This window comes from Nocardioides sp., from assembly GCF_050246775.1.
GTDB lineage: Bacteria > Actinomycetota > Actinomycetes > Propionibacteriales > Nocardioidaceae > Nocardioides.
Window position 1 is genome coordinate 360,406 of the sequence record NZ_JBFWVK010000001.1, and the last position, 17,008, is coordinate 377,413.

General features: G+C 69.2%; 16 protein-coding genes. 10 read left to right on the forward strand and 6 right to left on the reverse strand.

What is annotated here, in order from left to right; translation table 11 throughout:
* The first annotated feature begins 60 nt into the window (after positions 1-60).
* A complete protein-coding gene (locus AB7I40_RS01810; protein ID WP_428346638.1) occupies positions 61-2,850 on the forward strand; it encodes a S8 family serine peptidase in 2,790 nt (929 codons plus the stop codon).
* 66 nt (positions 2,851-2,916) lie between these two features.
* Here AB7I40_RS01810 and AB7I40_RS01815 read toward each other — a convergent pair whose 3' ends face one another.
* Complete coding sequence (locus AB7I40_RS01815; protein ID WP_428346637.1) at positions 2,917-3,720, reverse strand: thioesterase family protein; 804 nt, start codon at positions 3,718-3,720, stop codon at positions 2,917-2,919.
* Positions 3,721-3,822: 102 nt separating this feature from the next.
* Between AB7I40_RS01815 and AB7I40_RS01820 the strand changes: the two genes are divergently transcribed.
* Positions 3,823-4,206, forward strand: coding sequence for an SHOCT domain-containing protein (locus tag AB7I40_RS01820; RefSeq protein ID WP_428346636.1), 384 nt, complete (start codon positions 3,823-3,825; stop codon positions 4,204-4,206).
* 23 nt (positions 4,207-4,229) lie between these two features.
* On the opposite strand, the gene AB7I40_RS01825 is transcribed toward AB7I40_RS01820, so the two are convergent.
* Positions 4,230-6,782, reverse strand: coding sequence for a bifunctional FO biosynthesis protein CofGH (locus tag AB7I40_RS01825; protein WP_428346635.1), 2,553 nt, complete (start codon positions 6,780-6,782; stop codon positions 4,230-4,232).
* A 39-nt stretch (positions 6,783-6,821) separates the two neighbouring features.
* A complete protein-coding gene (locus AB7I40_RS01830; protein WP_428346634.1) occupies positions 6,822-7,505 on the reverse strand; it encodes a TetR/AcrR family transcriptional regulator in 684 nt (227 codons plus the stop codon).
* Between the two features lie 82 nt (positions 7,506-7,587).
* Between AB7I40_RS01830 and AB7I40_RS01835 the strand changes: the two genes are divergently transcribed.
* Positions 7,588-8,430, forward strand: a complete 843-nt coding sequence (locus AB7I40_RS01835) for a 3-hydroxybutyryl-CoA dehydrogenase (RefSeq protein ID WP_428346741.1) — start codon at positions 7,588-7,590, stop codon at positions 8,428-8,430.
* Between the two features lie 16 nt (positions 8,431-8,446).
* The gene (locus AB7I40_RS01840) at positions 8,447-9,610 is read left to right on the forward strand and encodes an acyl-CoA dehydrogenase family protein (protein WP_428346633.1); all 1,164 of its coding nucleotides are present in this window, start codon (positions 8,447-8,449) and stop codon (positions 9,608-9,610) included.
* Here AB7I40_RS01840 and mftR read toward each other — a convergent pair.
* Entirely contained in the window at positions 9,600-10,211 is a 612-nt protein-coding gene (mftR, locus tag AB7I40_RS01845; RefSeq protein WP_428346632.1) for a mycofactocin system transcriptional regulator, read from the reverse strand. The two genes, AB7I40_RS01840 and mftR, sit on opposite strands and share 11 nt — an antisense overlap.
* 94 nt (positions 10,212-10,305) lie before the next feature.
* Between mftR and mftA the strand changes: the two genes are divergently transcribed.
* From mftA to AB7I40_RS01875, 6 genes are read left to right on the forward strand one after another with little or no spacing between them, the layout of a single operon-like run.
* Entirely contained in the window at positions 10,306-10,425 is a 120-nt protein-coding gene (gene mftA, locus AB7I40_RS01850; protein ID WP_428346631.1) for a mycofactocin precursor MftA, read from the forward strand.
* A gap of 4 nt (positions 10,426-10,429) precedes the next feature.
* On the forward strand, positions 10,430-10,723 hold the full coding sequence (gene mftB, locus AB7I40_RS01855) for a mycofactocin biosynthesis chaperone MftB (protein WP_428346630.1): 294 nt from the start codon (positions 10,430-10,432) through the stop codon (positions 10,721-10,723).
* A 5-nt stretch (positions 10,724-10,728) separates the two neighbouring features.
* Positions 10,729-11,958, forward strand: coding sequence for a mycofactocin radical SAM maturase (gene mftC / locus AB7I40_RS01860; protein WP_428346629.1), 1,230 nt, complete (start codon positions 10,729-10,731; stop codon positions 11,956-11,958).
* Between the two features lies 1 nt (position 11,959).
* On the forward strand, positions 11,960-13,222 hold the full coding sequence (mftD, locus tag AB7I40_RS01865) for a pre-mycofactocin synthase MftD (RefSeq protein WP_428346628.1): 1,263 nt from the start codon (positions 11,960-11,962) through the stop codon (positions 13,220-13,222).
* Positions 13,219-13,917, forward strand: a complete 699-nt coding sequence (mftE, locus tag AB7I40_RS01870; RefSeq protein WP_428346627.1) for a mycofactocin biosynthesis peptidyl-dipeptidase MftE — start codon at positions 13,219-13,221, stop codon at positions 13,915-13,917. Before mftD ends, mftE begins: the two co-directional genes overlap by 4 nt.
* Positions 13,914-14,708 (forward strand): mycofactocin-coupled SDR family oxidoreductase, encoded by a 795-nt coding sequence (locus AB7I40_RS01875; RefSeq protein ID WP_428346626.1) that lies wholly within the window; start codon positions 13,914-13,916, stop codon positions 14,706-14,708. Before mftE ends, AB7I40_RS01875 begins: the two co-directional genes overlap by 4 nt.
* Here AB7I40_RS01875 and AB7I40_RS01880 read toward each other — a convergent pair.
* Together AB7I40_RS01880 and AB7I40_RS01885 are read right to left on the reverse strand one after the other, a co-directional pair.
* Positions 14,673-16,205 (reverse strand): sigma-70 family RNA polymerase sigma factor, encoded by a 1,533-nt coding sequence (locus AB7I40_RS01880; protein WP_428346625.1) that lies wholly within the window; start codon positions 16,203-16,205, stop codon positions 14,673-14,675. The genes AB7I40_RS01875 and AB7I40_RS01880 overlap by 36 nt on opposite strands.
* A gap of 196 nt (positions 16,206-16,401) precedes the next feature.
* The gene (locus AB7I40_RS01885) at positions 16,402-16,920 is read right to left on the reverse strand and encodes a VOC family protein (RefSeq protein WP_428346624.1); all 519 of its coding nucleotides are present in this window, start codon (positions 16,918-16,920) and stop codon (positions 16,402-16,404) included.
* Between the last annotated feature and the right edge of the window lie 88 nt (positions 16,921-17,008).

Here is a 17,008-nt window from a genome sequence, read left to right on the forward strand (position 1 = left end):
TGCCTGCCGGCTCCTCCTCTTCGGCGTGAAACAACCACCAACCGAAGGGGGCATCTGACGATGCGTACCAACACTCGACGGGGCCTGCACCTCGCCAGCGGAGCGGGGGTGGTGACCGCCCTGCTGATCGGCGTGGGCGGCGTCCTCTCCACGCCGGTGGCGCTGTCCGCGGCTCCACCCGGAAGCTCCACGGACCACGACTGGCAGAGCGGAGAGACCCAACCGGAGTTCGGCGGCTACGTCGGCTACCTCGGCGAGGACGGCACCAGCGGAGGGGCTGCCGTCACCCACGACCGCACGAAGCCAGCCGACCCCACGCTGGGCGACCCGACCAAGGCGCAGGGACCTGACGTCGTCGGCCAGTCCACGACGACGCCGTCCGACCTCGGACTCGCGTCGCTCACGGTCCCGACCGCCCCCAGTCCCGCCAAGGTGAACCAGGTGGCGTCCGCCATCGACGCCGGTGGCACCGCGCGGGTGATCGTGATGACCAACGCCACCCAGCGGCTCGAGGCGAAGCTCCAGGGCACCGCACTGCGGTCGCAGCGCTCCGCCATCGCGCAGTCGCTGGACGCTCTCCAGTCCAGCCTGTCGGGCACCGGCTCGCACCGGATCAGTGAGCTCCAGTCCGTCCCGAGTGCCGTCTACGAGGTCACCCAGGAGGGTCTCGACGCGCTGCTGGCCAACCCGGACGTGGTCTCGGTGGCGCTGGACGGCACCGTCCAGGGCGAGCTCGCCTCCAGCACCCAGGTGATCCAGTCGACCCAGCTGAACGCGGCCGGGGTGCTGGGCAACGGGTTCGAGGGCAGCGCGGGCCAGTTCCAGGTGGCGATCATCGACTCCGGTGTGGACAACCAGCACAACGCCTTCACCGGGCGGATCGTGTCGCAGGCCTGCTCGGTCACCGACAACTCCTGCCTGGGCGGCACCAACTTCACGACCGCTGCCGGCAGCGGTGACGAGTGCACGCACTCCAACGACTGTGACCACGGCACCCACGTCGGCAGCATCGCGGCTGGCGGCTCGTTCACCGGCGGCCACGAGGGCGTTGCCCGCGGCGCCGGAATCGTGGCGATCAAGGTGGCCCAGGACAACCCGACCAGCACCCGCTGGACGGCCCAGTTCTCGGCCATCGACACCGCACTGCAGCACGTGCTCAACCTGCGCAACGGACCGTTCCCCCGGTTGGCCTCGGTCAACCTGAGCATCGGCACGAACGCCACGTTCGCCCCTGGCGACGCGGCCTGCAACAACGTCGACCCGACCACCGGCGCGCTCTTCGGCCAGCTCCAGGCTGCTGGGGTCGCGGTCCTGGTCGCCGCGGGAAACAACGGCTCGAACAGCCAGATGAGCTTCCCCGGATGTGCGCCGAACGCGATGGCCATCGGTGCCACCGACGACAACGACGTCCCGGCCGGGTTCACCAACTCGAGCTCGGGCATGCGGTGGTGGGCCCCCGGCGTGAACATCGACGCCGCCGTACCCACCGGCGACAACCACGGCGCCAAGGACGGGACGTCGATGGCGACGCCCCACGTCACCGGTGCGTTCGCGCTGCTGCGCGAGTGCGTCGACGGCAACGGTGTGCCGATCACGAACGCCGCGGCCGCCGCCAACCTGGACGCCACCGGGGTGGACGTGACCCGCAACGGGGTGACCCGCAAGCGGATCAACGTGCTCGACGCAGCGACTCGCACCGTCAACAACAACGACTTCGCCAACGCGGAGACGCTGCCGGGCACCGGGACGGTCAACGACTTCGACTTCAACGTCTGCTCCGACACCGAGGCCGGGGAACCCGGGCCGTTCAGCATCGACAACGGCATCTGGTGGAACTGGACTCCGGCCGCGACCGGGACCGCCACCATCTCCACCGAGGACGGCGGTGGCTTCACGACCACCTTCGACACCACGCTGGCGGTCTACACCGGCAACTCGATCGGCTCGTTGACCAACATCGCTGCCGATGACGACAGCGGGACCGGCAACCGTTCGCTGGTCACCTTCCCGGTCAACGCAGGCACGACGTACCGGATCAAGGTCGACGGCTTCGGTGCCCAGACGGGCCTGCTCAACCTGCACGTCGAGAACGGCCCGCCGCCCACCTGCTTCGGGGTTCCGGCCACGATCGTGGGCACCTCCGGCAACGACAACTTCGACGGCACCGACGGCGACGACGTGATCGTCCTCGGCGACGGTGACGACGACCTGTACGCCGGCCTGGGCAACGACCGGGTCTGCGGCGACGCCGGAAACGACTCGATCCGCGGCGGACCGGGGACCGAGTTGATCCTCGGCGGCTCCGGCTCCGACACCATCGTGGGTGGATCGGGCGACGACACCCTGGTCGGCAATCCGGGAGCGGGCAGCAACGACGACGGTGGCGACACCATCAGCGGCGGCACCGGGAACGACTTCATCGACGGGTGGTTCGGCAACGACACGCTCGACGGTGGTCTGGGCAACGACCAGATCCGGGGCGAGGCCGGCGTCGACCGCGTCGTCTACGCCACCGCGACCGGGCCGGTCACGGCCAACCTGACCACCGGCACGGCGTCCGGGGGCGGTGGCAACGACACGCTCGTCCTGGTCGAGAACCTCACCGGTTCGTCGTTCCACGACGTCCTGTCCGGCAACGCGCTCGTCAATGCGCTGAACGGCGCGGTCGGTCCGGACACCGTCAACGGCCGGGGTGGCAACGACGTGATCAGCGGCAGTTCCGGTCGCGACGTGCTGCGAGGCCAGGCCGGCAACGACCGGGTCAATGGCGGCCCTGCTCGGGACAGCTGTGCCGGCGGACCTGGCAGTGACACCGCGACCTCCTGCGAGGTCAAGGTCGGGTTCCCGTAGGCGAGGAACACCTCAGGGAGGGGTCGGTGGCGAATGCCATCGGCCCCTCTCCTCGCGTGCGGAGCCTCAACCCCGAGGGGCGAACGCGAGTTGCCGGCTCTGGGCGACCAGTCGACCGCGGGAATCCCACAGGTCGCAGTCCTCCTCGAACATCCCTCCCGCGAGGTTGGTGGTGGCATGCCGGATCCGCAGCCACCCCGGCGCCGGCACGGCGCGCACGTGGCAGGTGAGCTCGATGGTCGGCGCCCACCCCATCAGGCCGAGGTCATAGGTCACCGGCGGGAGCGAGTCACAGAACATCAGCAACGCCAGGGGGTCCGGCTCGCGCCCGTCGGCCAACCGGGTCCAGCCCTGGATCACTCCGCGGCCGCTCGGCGCACCGAGCGCCCATCCGATGGAGGAGGGGTCCAACCGCAGGTCGAAGCGGTCCAGCACCGGCGCCGTACGCCGGGTCTCCGCCGGCGCCATCGCGGTCTGCACACAGTCCTCGAGCGGGGGCAGATCAGGCGGGAGCGCGGTGGTGCGGACCTCGTCGGGGAGCGCCGCCAGGTCACCGAACGTGGCCAGTGCGGTGATCCGGGCCTCGCCGGCCTGGCTCAGCTCGGCTCGCGCGGTGCCGGTCCGGCCACCGTCGCGCACGACGTGGGTCTGCACCCGGGCCGGTCCGGGCACGCTGGCACTCAAGTAGTGGGCGCTGACGCTGAACGGGTCCGGCTTGCCGGGAAGAGTGCGGCGTACGGCTCGGCCGAGGACCGCGAGTAGGTAGCCGCCGTTGACGCCGCCCCCGACCACCCAGCCAGGGTCGAGATCGAGCTCGAAGCCTCCATCGATCGAGGTCACCGAGGTGGTGCGGTCGAACTCGAAATCCATGCCTGCCAGCCTAGAGGGGCGCGCTCGACCATCCCGGTTGAGGCGATAGTGTCGGCACGCTGACCGCAAAGGCGGTCATTTCATAAGAAAAGGGACACGCACGTGGACAGCTTCTGGGATTTCTTCTGGTTGATGATCTCGACCTTCTTGTTCTTCGGCTACTTGGTGGTGCTTTTCCAGATCATCATCGACCTCTTCCGCGACCACTCGGTCAGCGGCCTGGCGAAGGCCCTCTGGGTCTTCGGCCTGCTCATCCTGCCGTTGCTCACCGCGCTCGCCTACCTGATCACCCGCGGAGGTGGCATGGCCCACCGGCAGATGGCTTCGATGCAGGCAGCCCAGCGCGACACGGAGGCCTACATCCAGTCCGTGGCCGGTGGAGGCTCCTCCCCGTCAGAGGAGATCGCCAAGGCGAAGGCGCTGCTCGACTCCGGCACGATCAGTGCGAGCGAGTACGACGCACTGAAGGCCAAGGCGCTCGGCTGACCGCCTGGTGATCGACCCTTCCGTCACCTGACGGACGCGGCCGATCCGTCGACGTGCCCGTAGAGGGTGGTGCGTTGGCGGGTCGGCCGTCCGGCTTTCTGGGCCATGGCCTGGAGTTCGGCGACGTCTTTGCGGGAGCCGTTGGTGGAGCCGGCCATCCGGCTGATGGTCTCCTCCATCAGGGTTCCGCCGAGGTCGTTGACGCCACCGGCCAGGACCTGGGTGCACTGGTCGGGGCCGAGCTTGACCCAGGAGCACTGGATGTTGTCGATCAGCCCGGTCAGCATGATCCGGGCGACCGCGTGCACGGCCCGGTTGTCCCTGACCGTCGGGCCGGGGCGGGCGACCCCGGCAAGGTAGATCGGGGAGGACTGGTGCACGAACGGCAGCGGCACGAACTCGGTGAACCCACCGGTGCGTTCCTGGATGTTCGCCAGCGTCTGCAGGTGGGTGACCCAGTGTCCGGGGTGGTCCACATGGCCGTACATCATCGTCGACGTGGTCGGGATCCCGACCTCGTGCGCGGTGGTCACGACCTCGACCCACTGTGCGGTGGGGAGCTTGCCCTTGGTCAGGATCCACCTGACGTCGTCGTCGAGGATCTCCGCCGCCGTCCCAGGCAGCGAGTCCACCCCCGCCTCCTTGGCGGCGACCAGGAACTCGCGGATCGACATGCCGGTACGGGTGACCCCGTTCATGACCTCCATCGGGGAGAACGCGTGCACATGCAGACTCGGTGCCGCGTCCTTGACCGCAGCAGCAAGGTCGAAGTACGCCGTACCAGGCAGCTCGGGGTCGATCCCGCCCTGCATGCAGACCTCGGTCGCCCCCACCTCAACCGCCTCGACCGCGCGGGCCGCGATCTCGTCGAGTGACAGGGAGTAGGCGTCCGCATCGGTCTTGCGCTGCGCGAACGCACAGAACCGGCACCCGGTGTAACAGATGTTGGTGAAGTTGATGTTGCGGTTCACCACATAGGTCACGGTGTCCCCCACCGCCTCCCGGCGCAGGTCGTCGGCCAGCGCACACACCGCCTCCAACGCAGGCCCCTCCTCGGCGGTCATCAACGCCACCGCATGCCCGGTGTTCTCGGCCGTGTACATCTGCGACGGGTCGGCGTGCGCGGCACGCAGGGCCGCCCTCACCTCGGAGTCCAACCGCTCCGGCGCCCGGGCATCCCTGACCCGGCCACTGTTCACCCGGTCACTGTTCACCTGGTCGCGCAGGACCTGCCAGTCGCCGTACACATCCTCGAAGTCGGACCGCACCTCCTCGGTGCGGCCGGTCGTGTCGATGCTCGCGTGCAGGTCGGTGCGTCCCGATGAGGTGAACCCGCCGTCGGGTTCCTGCCACACCAACCCCACCGCCATCGCGTCCGGATCGGCCAGCCCATCCGGGCCCACCAGCGCCTCCACATGGGCCCGCAACCGCGGGTCCAGCCACGGCACATCCAAGTAGCCCGGGTGCGCGGTCAACCGCTCGGCCAGCACGAACCCCGCATCGGCACACAACGCGGCCAGCTTGTCGACCGCAGGCCACGGCCGTTCCGGGTTCACATGATCCGGGGTCAACGGGCTGATCCCACCGAAGTCATCCACGCCGGCATCCAACAAAGCCCGGCACTCACCCAGGTCGACCAGGTTCGGCGGCGCCTGCACCCGCATCGAGGGCCCCATCAAGATCCGGGTGACAGCGATCGCAGCGAGGTACTCCTCCAACCCCAGGTCATCGACATGACGCATCGCCGTGTCCGGCTTCGCACGGAAGTTCTGCACGATCACCTCCTGGATCCCGCCATAGGCCCGCGCGACCCGACGCAACTCGAAGATGGACTCCGCGCGCTCCGTGACCGTCTCGCCGATCCCCACCAACAACCCCGTCGTGAACGCGATGTTCAACCGGCCCGCATCCTCCAACACCCGCACCCGCACTGCCGGGTCCTTGTCCGGCGACCGGTAATGGGCCAACCCCGGCGTCTCGAACAACCGGCTCGAGGTGGTCTCCAACATCATCCCCATCGACGGCGCCACCGGCTTCAACCTCGACAACTCCGCCCAGCTCATCACGCCCGGGTTCAGGTGCGGCAACAGGCCGGTCTCCTCCAACACCACGATCGCCATCGCCCGCACATACTCCAACGTCGAGGCATACCCCGCCGCCTCCAACCACGCCCGCGCCTCCGGCCACCGATCCTCAGGCCGATCACCCAACGTGAACAACGCCTCCTTGCACCCCAACGCCGCACCCTCACGCGCGATCGCCACCACCTCATCAGGCGACAGAAACATCCCCTCACCAGCAGCCGTGAGCTTGCCCGGCACCGTCACGAACGTGCAGTAATGACACCGATCGCGACACAACCGGGTCAGAGGAATGAACACCTTGCGCGAATACGTCACCACCCCCGCACGACCGACCTCAGCCAGCCCCGCATCCCGCACCCGAGCCGCAACCACCATCAACCGCGTCAGCTCACCGCCACGGGCCTCCAACAGCGCCGACGCCTCCGCAACGTCCAACGACCTACCCGCCTCGGCACGCACCACCGCCCGAGCGATCTCACGTTGGTTGCGCATCGTGCCCCTGACCGACCTCCGGTTGCTGAGGAAAGGAGCCTACGTCGCCCCGCCGACCGCGGTCAGGGCTGCCCGCACCCTGGCAACGGTGGTGTCCACGTCGGAGGTCGACGACAGCACCACGACCGAGGTCCCACCCTGCTCGGGGCGGTCCGCGAAGAGGGCGACCACGTCGGTCATGGCCAGGTCGAACTCCGCCTCAGGTTCATCGGTGAGGCCACGCAGCCAACGCCTCAGGACGTGGTTGTGGGCAGTCACGACGGCGGCCGCGAGCAGGTCCGCGCGGAGCTCCCCGCCTCGGTCCCCCGGCGACCAGCGTCGCAGCGCGTCGCGAAACACCTGCTGGTAGAGCTGGCGGCTGATCAACTCGCGCTCACGCAGGGCGGGGACCGAGCTGGTGAGCCGGTAGCGGCTCCGGGCCAGGTCGCCCTCGTCGAGATAGCGCAGCAGCACCAGCCTGGCGGCCTCCGTCACCGCCAGCATCAAGGTGTCGCGCGAGGCCATCGCCAATCGGTCGCGCACCCGGGCCAGCAGGTCGCCGTGATCGGGGAAGATCACGTCCTCCTTCGTCGGGAACGCCCGGAAGAAGGTGGTGCGGCCGACGCCGGCGCGCTCGGCGATCGCGTCCACGGTCGTGGCGTCGTACCCCCGTTCCTCGAACAGGGTGAAGGCCGCCTCCGACAACCGCTCCTGCACCGGTCTCTTCGGTGTGCGCTCGACCACGGGACCTCCGGTTGCCGATGGTGATGGGACTGAGTACCATCTGCATGGTACTGCATTCCAAAGAGGTGGAGGAGCGTCCGTGGTGAAGAACGTCGGAGTCGTCGGGTGTGGACTCATGGGGGCCGGGATCGCCGAGGTCAGCGCCCGGGCCGGCAAGGATGTCGTGGTCGCCGAGTCCAGCCCGGCAGCAGTTGCCGCGGGGATCAAGCGCCTGGAGACCTCCCTGCGCCGCGCCGAGGAGCGCGGCCGCATCACCAGCGCCGCGGAGGTGCTGGCCCGGATCACCGTCGTGGAGTCCCTGGACGCACTGGCCGACCGCGACCTGGTGGTCGAGGCCATCGTCGAGGATGAGAAGACCAAGGTCGAGCTCTTCCGGCAACTCGACGCGGTCGTCAGCTCCCCCGACGCCATCCTGGCCTCCAACACCTCCTCCATCCCGATCATGAAGCTGGCCGTGGCCACCCAGCGCCCCACCCACGTGCTCGGGGTGCACTTCTTCAACCCTGTGCCGGTGCTCTCCCTGGTCGAACTCGTCCCCAGCCTGCTCACCGCCCCGGACACCACCGAACGCGCCCGCAGCTTCGTCGAAGGCGACCTGGGCAAGCACGCCATCGACTGCCAGGACCGCGCCGGGTTCGTGGTCAACGCGCTCTTGATCCCCTTCATCCTGTCCGCGATCCGGATGCTCGAGTCCGGCTTCGCCACCGCCGAGGACATCGACCAGGGACTCGTCCAGGGGGCCGCACATCCGCAGGGTCCCCTGGCGCTCGCGGACCTGATCGGGCTGGACACCACCAAGGCCGTCGCCGAGTCGCTCTACCAGGAGTTCCGCGAACAGCTCTACGCACCGCCGCCGCTCCTCGCCCGGATGGTCGAGGCCGGCCTGCTCGGCCGCAAGACCGGCCGCGGCTTCTACACCTACTGATCCCCAGGAGACCCAGATGAGCACCATCGACTTCGACCTGTTCCGCATCTCCGAGGACCACGAGGCCCTGCGGGAGGCGGTGCGCTCGGTGGCCGACGACAAGATCGCGCCGTACGCCGCCGAGGTGGACGCCGAGAGCCGATTCCCACAGGAGGCCTACGACGCCCTGGTGGCCTCGGACTTCCACGCCCCCCACGTGCCCGAGGAGTACGACGGCGCGGGTGCCGACGCCTTGGCCACCTGCATCGTGATCGAGGAGGTGGCGCGAGCCTGCGCCTCCTCCTCCCTCATCCCAGCGGTCAACAAGCTCGGCAGCCTGCCGCTCATGCTCGGTGGCGACGAGGCACTGAAGGCGAAATACCTCACCCCGCTGGCCCGCGGTGAGGCCGGCTTCTCCTACGGGCTCTCCGAACGCGAGGCCGGCTCTGACACGGCTTCGATGAAGTGCCGCGCCGTGGCCGACGGCGATGAGTGGGTGCTGACGGGGCAGAAGTCCTGGATCACGAACGCCGGCTTCTCGGAGTTCTACACCGTGCTGGCGGTGACCGACCCCGAGGGCGCCCGCGGTTCGAACGTGAGCGCGTTCATCGTGGAGAAGTCCGACGAGGGCTTCACGTTCGGCGCCAAGGAGCGCAAGCTCGGGATCAAGGGGTCCCCCACCCGGGAGCTCATCTTCGACAAGGTCCGCATCCCCGGAGACCGGATGATCGGCGAGCCGGGCACCGGTCTGAAACTGGCCCTGCGCACCTTGGACCACACCCGGGTCACGATCGGAGCCCAGGCCGTCGGCATCGCCCAGGGGGCACTCGACACCGCTGTGGACTACGTGAAGGAGCGTTCGCAGTTCGGCCGGAAGATCGCCGAGTTCCAGGGTCTGCAGTTCATGCTGGCCGACATGGCCATGACCCTCGAGGCGGCGCGTCAACTCGTCTACGTGGCAGCCGCGAAGTCCGAACGCAACGACCCCGACCTGCCCTTCTTCGGCGCCGCCGCCAAGTGCTATGCCTCCGACGTCGCGATGCAGGTGACCACCGACGCGGTCCAGTTGCTGGGTGGTGCCGGCTACACCGTCGACTTCCCCGTGGAGCGGATGATGCGCGATGCGAAGATCACCCAGATCTATGAAGGCACCAACCAGGTCCAGCGCATCGTGATGGCGCGCCAGCTGCTCAAGCGCTGACGTCGGCCAGGTGGGCGCGCAGGGCCGCCATGGCCGCGTCCACCAGGTCGAGCAGGGACTGTGAGGTGTCCTCGAGCCACACCGTGTACGCCGAGAGGGCGAGCGCCAGGCTCACCTGCCCCACGGTCTGGGGCATCAGGTCGCTCGGTGCACCCCCGGTGCGCCGGGCGACGTACTCCGCGATGACCGCACGCCACTCGCCGTACCGCAGGACCGAGTGTGCCTGGAGCGTCGGGGTCTCCAGGATCAACCGCATCCGATCGGCGTGGTGGGGGCTCGCGTCGGGCGGGAAGTCGTTGAACCTGCGGACCCCCAGGTGGACCGCTTCCGCGATCGGGAGGTGGTAAAGGTCGTCGAGCAGGTCCCGGAAGGCGGCCAGGGTCAGGTCGAACCGGCCCCAGGGGATGTCGTTCTTGGAGTCGAAGTAGCGGAACAGGGTGCGCCGCCCCACACCCACTTCACGGGCGATGGCATCCAGGGTCGTGCCTTCGAAGCCGCGCTCGGCGAAGAGTCGGAACGCTGCCTCCTCGATCGCCGAGTGATTGGTGGCGACCGGCCTGCCCTGCAGGCTGCGACGAGTGCTGGTTTCCGGTACGCCCACGCCGGCAATCTAGCAACTCTCCAAGTGGGGGGTTCTTTTTGGCGCTCAGTGCCATTAACGTGTCGGAGACCACACCCCGACCGAAGGAGTCCCGATGACCACCCCTGACCCGCAGATCACTGACGTTGCCCCGAGCACCGAGCAGGGCCCCGTGCTGACCGGTGAGGCCCTCGTCGAAGAGGTCTCCATCGACGGCATGTGCGGCGTCTACTGAGCCGATGAGCATCCTGGAGGAGGCCTGGCGGCTCTCGCCGTCGGTGGCATTGCGCCCCGAACCGTTCGGGGCGCTCGCCTATCACTTCGGCAACCGCAAGCTCAGCTTCCTCAAGCGGCCCGAGCTCGTCACGGTGGTGACCACGCTGGGCGAGCACAGCGACGTGCAGTCCGCGCTGACGGCGGCGGGCATCCCGGCTCGTGACTGGCCTGCCTACGCGTCGGCCCTGACCGGGCTGGCCGCCACCGACATGATCCGCCCCCAAGAGCAGGAAACGACAGACGGAGCAGTCGCATGACGACGATGGAGACACGTGTTCGCCCGCTCGGCGGTTCGTTGGTGGAGCAGTTCGAATACGGACTGGACGCCCCGATCTGCCTGACCTGGGAGCTGACCTACGCCTGCAACCTGTCGTGTGCGCACTGCCTGTCGTCCTCGGGCAAGCGCGATCCGCGTGAGTTGAGCACCGAGCAGTGCGAAGCCGTCATCGATGAGCTGCAGCGGATGCAGGTGTTCTACGTCAACATCGGCGGCGGTGAGCCGACCATCCGTCCCGACTTCTGGCACCTGCTGCAATACGCGGTGGACCATCAGGTCGGCGTGAAGTTCTCCACCAACGGCGTCCGGCTCACCCCCGAGCGGGCCGCGTTCCTGGCCTCCCCGGCGTGTGGGGGCTACGTGGACGTCCAGATCTCCCTGGACGGCGCCACCGCCGAGGTCAACGACTACGTCCGTGGCCCCGGTTCCTACGACACCGCGATCACGGCCCTGGAGAACCTGGCCGCGGCCGGGTTCAAGGACGCCAAGATCTCGGTGGTGGTGACTCGGCAGAACGTCACCCAGCTCGACGAGTTCAAGGCCCTGGCCGACTCCTACGGCGCCACCTTGCGCCTGACCCGGCTGCGGCCCTCGGGTCGCGGGGCCGACGTGTGGGACGAGCTGCATCCGCTGCCGGAGCAGCAGCGCACCCTCTACGACTGGCTGATGGCCAACGGAGAGAACGTGCTGACCGGCGATTCGTTCTTCCACCTCGCCGCGTTCGGTGAGGCCCTGCCGGGTCTCAACCTGTGTGGCGCCGGCCGGGTGGTCTGCCTGATCGACCCGATCGGCGACGTCTACGCCTGCCCGTTCGCGATCCACGACAACTTCCATGCCGGCAACCTGCTTGCCGAGGGTGGCTTCGAGAGGGTCTGGCAGACCTCCGAGCTCTTTCAGGAACTGCGCTCCCCGCAGACCTCGGGCGCGTGCACGAGCTGCGAGTTCTTCGACTCCTGTCGCGGGGGCTGCATGGCCGCCAAGTTCTTCACCGGACTGCCGATGGACGGCCCCGACCCCGAGTGCGTCCAGGGGTACGGCGAATCCGCCCTCGCTGGCGAGCGCACCATCCCCGCAGCCAGTCAGGACCACTCCAGGTCCACCCCGGCCCGCAACGCGCCCGTGATGCTGACAATCGGCCGGCGACCCGACCTCGTTGCCCCACCCGTGTCGGCCTGCGCTGAGAACCCGCTGGCCGGCTTCCGACCGAAGGACTGACATGGCGACGAAACCCGACTGGCTGGTCAACCCGTGGGCCCAGAACCCGTGGTTCGAGACCGTCGCGGTGGCGCAGGCACGCGCGAAGAAGAGGCTGCCCTCCTCGGTGTACGGCGCCTTGGTGGCCGGCTCGGAGCAGGGGCTGACCATCGCCGACAACCAGGCGGCGTTCGCAGAGCTCGGCCTGGCTCCCCATGTCGCCGGCCTGCAGGCGGACCGGACGATGGCCACCTCGGTGATGGGCCAGGAGATCTCACTTCCGGTGATCATCTCGCCGACCGGCGTCCAGGCCGTTCATCCCGAAGGCGAGGTCGCCGTCGCGCGCGCCGCGGCGTCGCGAGGCACCGTCATGGGGCTGAGCAACTTCGCCTCGCGCTCGGTCGAGGACGTGTGCGCGACGGGCGCCACCACGTTCTTCCAGATGTACTGGACCGGCGACCGGGACGTGATGATCCAGCGCATGCAGCGCGCGAAGGCGGCCGGAGCGGCCGGCCTCATCGCCACGCTGGACTGGTCGTTCTCGATGGGCCGCGACTGGGGAAGTCCTGAGATCCCCGAGAAGGTCGACCTCAAGACGATGCTGCGCTTTGCCCCGCAGGTCGCGCGCCGGCCCCGGTGGATGGCCCAGTGGGCCAGGTCCGGCGCCATCCCGGATCTCACCGCCCCCAACCTGGCGCCCCCCGGTGGCTCCGCACCGACGTTCTTCGGCGCCTACTACGAGTGGATGACCACCCCACCCGCCTCGTGGGACGACGTGGCCTGGATGCGCGAGCAGTGGGCCCAGCTCGGCGGTGGCCCCTTCATGCTCAAGGGTGTGTGTCGTGTCGACGACGCCCAGCGTGCCGTGGATGCCGGCGTCACCGCGATCTCGGTCTCCAACCACGGCGGCAACAACCTCGACGGCACCCCCGCCTCGATCCGGGTCCTCAAGCCCATCGCGGACGCGGTCGGCCACGACATCGAGGTCCTCCTCGACGGCGGGATCCGGCGGGGCTCCGACGTCGTCAAGGCCGTGGCGCTCGGGGCGCGCGCGGTGATGATCGGCCGCGCCTACCTGTGGGGTCTGGCCGCCAACGGCGAGGCGGGCGTCGGCAACGTCCTGGACGTGCTGCGCAGCGGGATCGACTCCGCTCTTCTCGGGATGGGCGTGTCCTGCCTCGACGAGCTCTCCCCTGAGCATCTCGTCGTCCCCGAGAACTTCCACCGTGCTCTCGGCATGCCCACGGCGAAGACCTCTGCGAAGCGCGCGAAACTCGGGGCGTGAACCAGGCGCTCGCCACCCGCACGTCCCCGAGCCTCGCGCCGGGGACGTTGGTCCTGGTCCCCGTCGGCTCGCTCGAGCAGCACGGGCCGCACCTGCCGTTGGACACCGACACCGTGATCGCTCAGGCGGTGACCGATGAGGTGGCGGCCCGCCTGCCGGGCGACGTGCTCGTCGCACCGGCTCTCAGCTACGGCTCCAGCGGAGAGCACCAGCACTTCGCCGGGACCAGCTCGATCGGCAGCGAGACCCTGCGGCTGGTGATCGTCGAGCTCGTCCGCTCGATGCGCACGTGGGCGGGGCGGGTGCTGTTCATCAACGCGCACGGGGGCAACCTGACGGCTCTCCAGGGCGGCGTACTCCAGCTCCTCGACGAGGGACATGACGTCGGTTGGCTTGCCTGCGCGACGGAGGAGGTGGACGCCCACGCGGGGTTCACCGAGACGTCACTGATGCTGCACCTGCGTCCTGGATCGGTCCGCCTCGACCTGGCTGAGGCCGGCAACACGGCCCCCATCGGCGACCTTCTTGGGGCGCTGGTCTCCGGCGGTGTCATCGCGGTGGCACCCAACGGCGTCCTCGGTGACCCGGCCGGCGCGGACGCCGGTGAGGGCGCCCGGCTGCTCGAGGTGATGGCCAGCGACCTGGTCGCCGCGATCAGCCGCGGCAGCCGCGACGGTCGAGGACGACTGCGATGACCCGGCGAGTCGCGCTCGTCACCGGGGCAGCGCGCGGCATCGGCGCCGCGACGGTACGTCGCCTCGTCGCCGACGGGCACCGCGTGGTGGCCGTGGACTGGTGCGTCGGCGACCTGCCGAGCAACCCGGCGGCGTACCCGATGGCGACCCGCGGCGATCTCGACGCCCTCGCGGCTGCGCACCGCGACGAGATCCTCCCGGTGGTGGCCGACGTGCGCGAGCGCGGCGCCCTTCAGTCGGCCGTGGACCAGGGCCTGGAGCGTTGGGGTCGGCTCGATGTGGCCGTGGCGGCGGCTGCGGTCATGTCAGGAGGACACGCTCTGTGGGAGACCCCCGAGGCTGACGCCGACCTGCTGTGGGACATCGACGTGCGCGGGGTCTGGAACACTGCCGCCGTCAGCGTCCCTGCGATGCTGGCCGGCACCGACCCGGCCGGCGCGCGGTTCGTGGCCGTCGCCTCAGCCGCGGGCTCTCACGGACTCTTCCATCTGGCGGCGTACAACGCGGTCAAGCACGCAGTCATCGGCCTGGTCAAGGGCCTCGCCGCGGATCTGGTCGGCACCGGCGCCACCGCCTGCGCCGTCTCGCCCGGCTCCACCCGGACCGAGATGCTGGCAGCCACCGCCGCGACCTACGGCCTGGCCGATCCCGCCGACTTCGCCTCCTCGCAGCTCCTGCGTCGACTCCTCGAACCAGACGAGATCGCGGCCGCGATCGCCTTCTGCTGCTCTCGCGAGGGCGCCGTCCTCAACGGTTCAGTGGTGCATGCCGATGGCGGCTTCCCCGGCTGAGGTGTCCGGTGACTCCGGGTGGTCGATGCCGAGGACCAGCCGGTTGTCGGCCGGATCGGGATCGGCCCGGTCCGGGGCATCGACGTCGAACACCAGGCGTCCGGACTTCCCCTCCGCCAGACGCAGGTCCATCGCGAAGGGCGCCTCGGTGGCCTCGGAGGCCGGAAGCGTGCAGACGAGCGCTGGCCCGTCCGGCTGGCAGGTCCAGCGCCCGTAGGCGCCGTTGCTGTGCACCTCGTAGTCCTCGACCCCACTCATGCTGACGCGCAGCGTGAGGGCGGCGAGTCCTGCGCTGATGACCGGGACCTGGACGTGGATCCCGTGACGGAAGGTGCCGCTCGGGCGAAGCCAGGCCTCACCGAGCGTGACGTCGACAGGTGCCGGCGTCGAGGAGACCTGCGCGGTGGGCGACGTCGGCTGGGAGGACGGTGCGGAGGGTGGTGGTTTCTCATTGTGGGCCGAGAAGTGTCCACGGGGGCTGGGTGACGACGAGGAAGGCCGGGAGGAGGGCACTCGCGGTCCTCGGGTCGTGGAGGGCGCCTGTGCCGGGCGGTGGCGAAGGGTCGGTGCGGGCTGGACGGCCTGCCGCGGCGCAGCCACGGACGTCGGTTCGGCGTGCACGCTGGGCACAGAAACCGGGTCCGCGCCGGTCACGCCCACGGCAACGGCGGCCACGGTCGCGACAGCCACGACGACGCCGCCGACAGCAGCCGAGATGCCGGCCCACGGCGAGGCCGGAAGATAGGAGCGCAGGGAGACCGACGTGCCCACCAGGGCCGGCAGCAGCAATCCGCCCAGGTGGGAGTTGATGGCGCGCAGCTCGAGCAGTGCACTGGGGCACCGGACGCAGGTCTCGAGGTGCTTGTCGACCCTGGCCACCTCGGCTGGTGTCAGCGCTCCTCGGGCGTGACGAGGCAGTCGCTCGATCACCCAGGCGCACGAGGCGTCGGCCGCCTGCGCCAGGTGCTCGGCGAGGTAGGCGCGGCGCAGACCCTCGCGGGCCCGGAAGCTGAGCGCGGCCACCGAATTGGCGTTCATCCCCAGGTGGGTGGCGACCACGGACAGTGGTTCTCCCTCGACCGAGGTGTGCCAGAGCACCTCCTGCCACCGCCCGGGCAGGGAACGGAAGGCCCGCGCCATGATCGTGGATTCGAAGCGAGCCTCGAACTGGTCGGGCTCGACGAGCTCGTCCAGGTCAGGGCTGAACTCGTCGACCGGGATCTCGCGTCCCGCACGTCGCAACTCGTCCACGAAGAGGTTGCGGATGGTGGACAGCAGGTAGGGCCGGAACGCACGCTCCGGGCCCCCACCGTTGCGCAGTGACACCAGCAACCGGACGAACGCCTCCGAGACCAGGTCCTCGGCGTGGGATCGCCCCGCCAACGCCGCTCCCAGACGGATGCCGGCATCACGGTGACGGGCGAACAGCTCAGAGGCGGCCGCATCATCGCCCGAGCGCACGAACCTGATCAGTTCAGCATCACTCAGGGCGCTCACGATCCCCCACCAGCGACAGCGACCAGCACCGTGATTCCCTCCCCGCCAAGGACCCGGTGCCCGAACACCGTTGTCCGCCAACGGGTGAAAGACGCAGAGAAGGCGATTGCCTTACGCGCGCCTAGGGGGAATCGCTGACTTACTGGGGTGAGGTAGTTCGCTCTGCTCAGATGGGCGATCCGACTGCGGACCTGAGCTAGAGGACGACCTCGCCGTACATCTCACCCAGCGGATCGGCGATGAGCTCGATCCGCGCTCCGTCGGGGTCGCGGAAGTAGACCGAGACACCGCTGTGCACCTCGTGTTCGACGCCCGCCTCCTGGAGCCTGGCCACGAGCTCCTCCCAGCGCACGGGATCGACCGAGATCGCCAGGTGGTGCAGGCCCCCGAGCACCTCGGCATAGGGCCCGACGTCGAGACCGGGGAAGTCGAAGAACGCGAGGAGGTTCTGGTGCCCGATGTCGAAGAAGAAGTGCGAGGACCCCGGGTAGTCCCGGTTCTCGATGAGCTCGGTCAACCCGAAGCCCAGCACGCCCTGGTAGAAGGCGATGGTGGTCTCGACGTCGCTGCTGATGAGGGCCGTGTGGTGCAGGCCGCGCGCGGTCGAGGGCTGCCGCTCCGAGGCGGGGGTCAGATACTGCTCGCGCAGGTCGGCCCTGCGTTGGTGCAGGGTCGACAACTCATCACCGGAGGGGGTCGGGTCGGTGTCGTTCATCGGATTCCTCTCGCAGGCCTGGACTCGATTCAAGCAGACGGAGCAGTAGCCTGCAGTCGAGACGTTGTCGGCGAGCACAGGAGGTAGG

Coding starts and splice junctions, on each gene's coding strand:
- AB7I40_RS01875 (WP_428346626.1), top strand. CDS start 13,914: ATGACCCGGCGAGTCGCGCTCGTCACCGGGGCAGCGCGCGGCATCGGC.
- AB7I40_RS01840 (WP_428346633.1), top strand. CDS start 8,447: ATGAGCACCATCGACTTCGACCTGTTCCGCATCTCCGAGGACCACGAG.
- AB7I40_RS01885 (WP_428346624.1), bottom strand. CDS start 16,920: ATGAACGACACCGACCCGACCCCCTCCGGTGATGAGTTGTCGACCCTG.
- mftD (WP_428346628.1), top strand. CDS start 11,960: ATGGCGACGAAACCCGACTGGCTGGTCAACCCGTGGGCCCAGAACCCG.
- mftB (WP_428346630.1), top strand. CDS start 10,430: ATGAGCATCCTGGAGGAGGCCTGGCGGCTCTCGCCGTCGGTGGCATTG.
- AB7I40_RS01815 (WP_428346637.1), bottom strand. CDS start 3,720: ATGGATTTCGAGTTCGACCGCACCACCTCGGTGACCTCGATCGATGGA.
- AB7I40_RS01825 (WP_428346635.1), bottom strand. CDS start 6,782: ATGCGCAACCAACGTGAGATCGCTCGGGCGGTGGTGCGTGCCGAGGCG.
- mftA (WP_428346631.1), top strand. CDS start 10,306: ATGACCACCCCTGACCCGCAGATCACTGACGTTGCCCCGAGCACCGAG.
- mftC (WP_428346629.1), top strand. CDS start 10,729: ATGGAGACACGTGTTCGCCCGCTCGGCGGTTCGTTGGTGGAGCAGTTC.
- AB7I40_RS01810 (WP_428346638.1), top strand. CDS start 61: ATGCGTACCAACACTCGACGGGGCCTGCACCTCGCCAGCGGAGCGGGG.